Source organism: Serratia sp. Nf2, assembly GCF_003028435.1.
GTDB classification, from domain to species: Bacteria; Pseudomonadota; Gammaproteobacteria; order Enterobacterales; family Enterobacteriaceae; genus Serratia; species Serratia marcescens_L.
Genome location: NZ_PYTW01000024.1, coordinates 1 through 3165 on the forward strand (window position 1 = coordinate 1; position 3165 = coordinate 3165).

Annotated in this window: 4 protein-coding genes; all 4 read left to right on the top strand. The window is 57.4% G+C overall.

Translation table 11 applies throughout. The features are described from left to right. The coding region (locus tag C9411_RS25100; protein ID WP_199200155.1) for a terminase gpA endonuclease subunit at nt 1-617 on the top strand (617 nt) is incomplete at its 5' end. 8 nt (nt 618-625) lie between these two features. Then, on the top strand, nt 626-889 hold the full coding sequence (gpW, locus tag C9411_RS25105) for a gpW family head-tail joining protein (RefSeq protein WP_060420187.1): 264 nt from the start codon (nt 626-628) through the stop codon (nt 887-889). Beyond that, entirely contained in the window at nt 889-2532 is a 1644-nt protein-coding gene (locus C9411_RS25110; protein ID WP_107228148.1) for a phage portal protein, read from the top strand. The genes gpW and C9411_RS25110 overlap by 1 nt, the downstream gene beginning before the upstream one ends. Continuing rightward, nucleotides 2529-3165 (top strand): S49 family peptidase (locus C9411_RS25115; RefSeq protein ID WP_107228149.1); only part of this gene is annotated, 637 nt, incomplete at its 3' end. The genes C9411_RS25110 and C9411_RS25115, both read left to right, overlap by 4 nt.

A 3165-nucleotide genomic window follows, 5' to 3' on the forward strand; every position in this document is an offset into this window, starting at 1 on the left:
TCATGGCGGCCTGCATGGACTCCGGTGGCCACCACACCCAGAAAGTTTACGAGTTTGCCAAAGAGCGCCTTGGCCGCCGAATTTGGGCGATCAAGGGCGAATCGGCGCGCGGTGGTAAACGTTCGCCAGTTTGGCCCACGAAAAAGCCAACGTCCAAGTCAAAGGCCAGTTTTAAACCAATCATCATTGGGGTGAATGCGGCCAAGGATACCATCCGCGGGCGACTGCATATCGATCCGCCTGCACCGGGTGAGCCAGCAGCCAGTTACATGCATTTTCCGGCAGACCGTGACCTGAACTACTTCAGCCAGTTGCTTGCAGAACGTTCGGTGTTGAAGGTGTCCGGCGGCCAGCGTTACCGAGTTTGGGAGCAGCTTCCAGGCAGGGCAAACGAAGCGCTGGACTGCAGGGTGTACAGCTATGCAGCCCTGTGCGGCCTGTTTTATCTCGGTTTAAAGCTGAATCTGCTGGCGGACAACATCGCGGTCAATCCCGATCGCCTGTTGCCGGCGCCGCCGCAGCCGGAGGAAAAACAAAACCTTCGACTGCCTGGCGTCATCATTGAAGAGCCGGAAAAACCGAAGCGCAAGCGCCTGTCACAACTTTTGCCATCATAAGGATCCCTATGTTCAACCGTAACACCAGCCTGTTGGCCGGTGCGATGACGCCTGCGCAATTGCAGGACGCATTGGCAAAGGCGCAACAGGCCTATATTGACCTCGCAGCCGGCGCGCGCGGTGTGTCGTTCTCGTACACGCAAGGTGATGGCACGCGCTCTGTCTCATATCAACAAGCCTCAATGGCGGACCTGATGGCACTGATCCAGTTGCTGCAGGCGCAGTTGGGTATTGTTCCCCGCCCACGTCGGCCAATGAGGTTTAGATTCTGATGAATGACATCAAAATTTTAGGCCCGAATGGGCAGCCGCTACCGCCGATGCGGTCAAAGGCATCCATGCTGGTGGGCGGCAGCCGTGTGCCTTACGATGCGGCGGATTCGTTTAGCGATCAGTTGGCCAACTGGCAGCCTGCGTTATGGTCACCCGACAATGAGATCAATATCTACCGTGATCGCATTGTTTCCCGTGTGCGAGATCTTGCGCGCAATGATGGTTGGGCCAGCGGCAGCATTACCCGCGTGCTGGATAATGCCGTCGGCGCCAACTTTCGCCCCATCCTCAAGCCTGACTATCGCATGTTGGCATTGATGACCGGCAATACAGCCTTCGACGCCACCTGGGCAGATGAATACGGAAAGGTGGTTGAGGCTCATTGGCGGTCATGGGCCAATGATCCGGGACGTTATTGCGATGTTGAACGCAAACAAACGGTGTCTCAAATGCTGCGCCTGGGTTTTCGGCACAAGCTGCTCGATGGTGATGCGTTGGCGGTGCTGCAATACCGGCCCGACAGGCTGGGGCGTGGGCGCGGCCGCTATGCCACAACGGTGCAAATCGTCGATCCGGACCGGTTGAGTAACCCGCAGCAAAATTTCGATATGCCGAATGTTCGCGGTGGTGTTGAAATTGACGGTGATGGCGCGCCAATCGCGTATCACATCCGCGAAGCACATATCGGCGATTGGTGGAGTGGCGCCAAGACGATGACGTGGCGGCGCATCCCGCGGGAAACAAGCTGGGGGCGTCCGCATGTGGTCCATGATTATGACCATGAGCGGGGCGCACAACACCGGGGGAATGGGATTTTAACGCCGGTTGTTCAGCGGCTGAAAATGCTCATCAAGTATGACCAGTCGGAGCTTGAGGCAGCGATCCTGAACGCCGTATTTGGAGCCTACATTACCTCTCCCTATGATCCGCAGATGGTTGAGGCGGCGATGGGGGAAACCTTTGACGATACTCAGATCGGTGCTTATCAAGAAGGGCGCGTTGATTTTCACAATGATCGCCGTATATCGCTGCAAAATGGCGCGAGAATGCCGATATTGTACCCTGGTGAGGATGTAAAGGCAGTTAATGCTGCCCGTCCTCACAGCAATTTTGAAGTTTTTGAAAGCGCAGCGCTGCGCAATATCGCTGCGGCAACGGGCCTGTCAACACAGCAGGTCACGCAAGATTGGTCAGATGTTAACTACAGCTCGGCACGCTCTGCGATGCTGGAGGCGTGGAAGACACTGACCCGCCGGCGCGATGATTTTTCTGTGGGGTTCGCCCAGCCGATCCTGTCCGCTTTTATTGAAGAAATCCACGATACGGAAGACTTACCGCTGCCCAACGGTGCGCCGCACTTTCTGGACGCCAGGGCGGCGTATTGCCGTGCTCGCTGGATGGGGCCAGGTCGTGGCTGGGTGGACCCGGTGGCGGAGAAGAAAGGCGCCATTCTGGGTATGGATGCCGGGCTTTCAACGCTTGAAATGGAATCGGCAGAAAACGCCGGCGAGGACTGGGAAGAAATGCTGGATCAGCGTGCGCGCGAGATTGCCGCCTTCAAAGAGCGGGGGCTCCCGGTTCCGAGCTGGGCACAGGCTGAAATCCTGGCACCTGAAACAATTAAAGATCCGGAGGCAGAGTGAATTTACCGCACCTGGCGCAGCGACTATTTAACACACCGCTGGCGCTGCACCCGCAAAAGGCCGAAGTGGTCATGGCCGCGATGATGGACCGGTTCGGGATAACCCGCATCAACACGCTGGCATCTGACTGGCTGGGGGATGATGAAAGTTTTACCCGAAAGGCACGTAAACAGGACGCCGGCTATGACGTGGTTGGCGGTATAGCGGTGATCCCCGTGCAGGGGACATTGGTTCAGAAGTTGGGCAGTCTGCGGCCCTACAGCGGTATGACGGGCTACGACGGGATCAGGCAGTCGTTCCTGACGGCGGTCAGTGACCCCGAAGTGAGCGGCATCAGCCTCGATATCGATTCTCCCGGCGGTGAGGTAGCCGGCTGTTTCGATCTGGTGGATGAAATTTATCACGCCCGCGGCTCAAAACCGATCCACGCCATCCTTACCGAAAATGCGTATTCCGCCGCGTATGCCATCGCCAGCGCGGCAGATCGCATTCATGTACCGCGCACCGGTGGTGTCGGTTCGGTCGGGGTGATCGTCATTCATTGTGACTGGTCACAGCGAATTAAAGAAGACGGCCTGGCGGTCACCATCATCACCTACGGTGACCGCAAAGCCGAGAGCAACCCCTACGTCA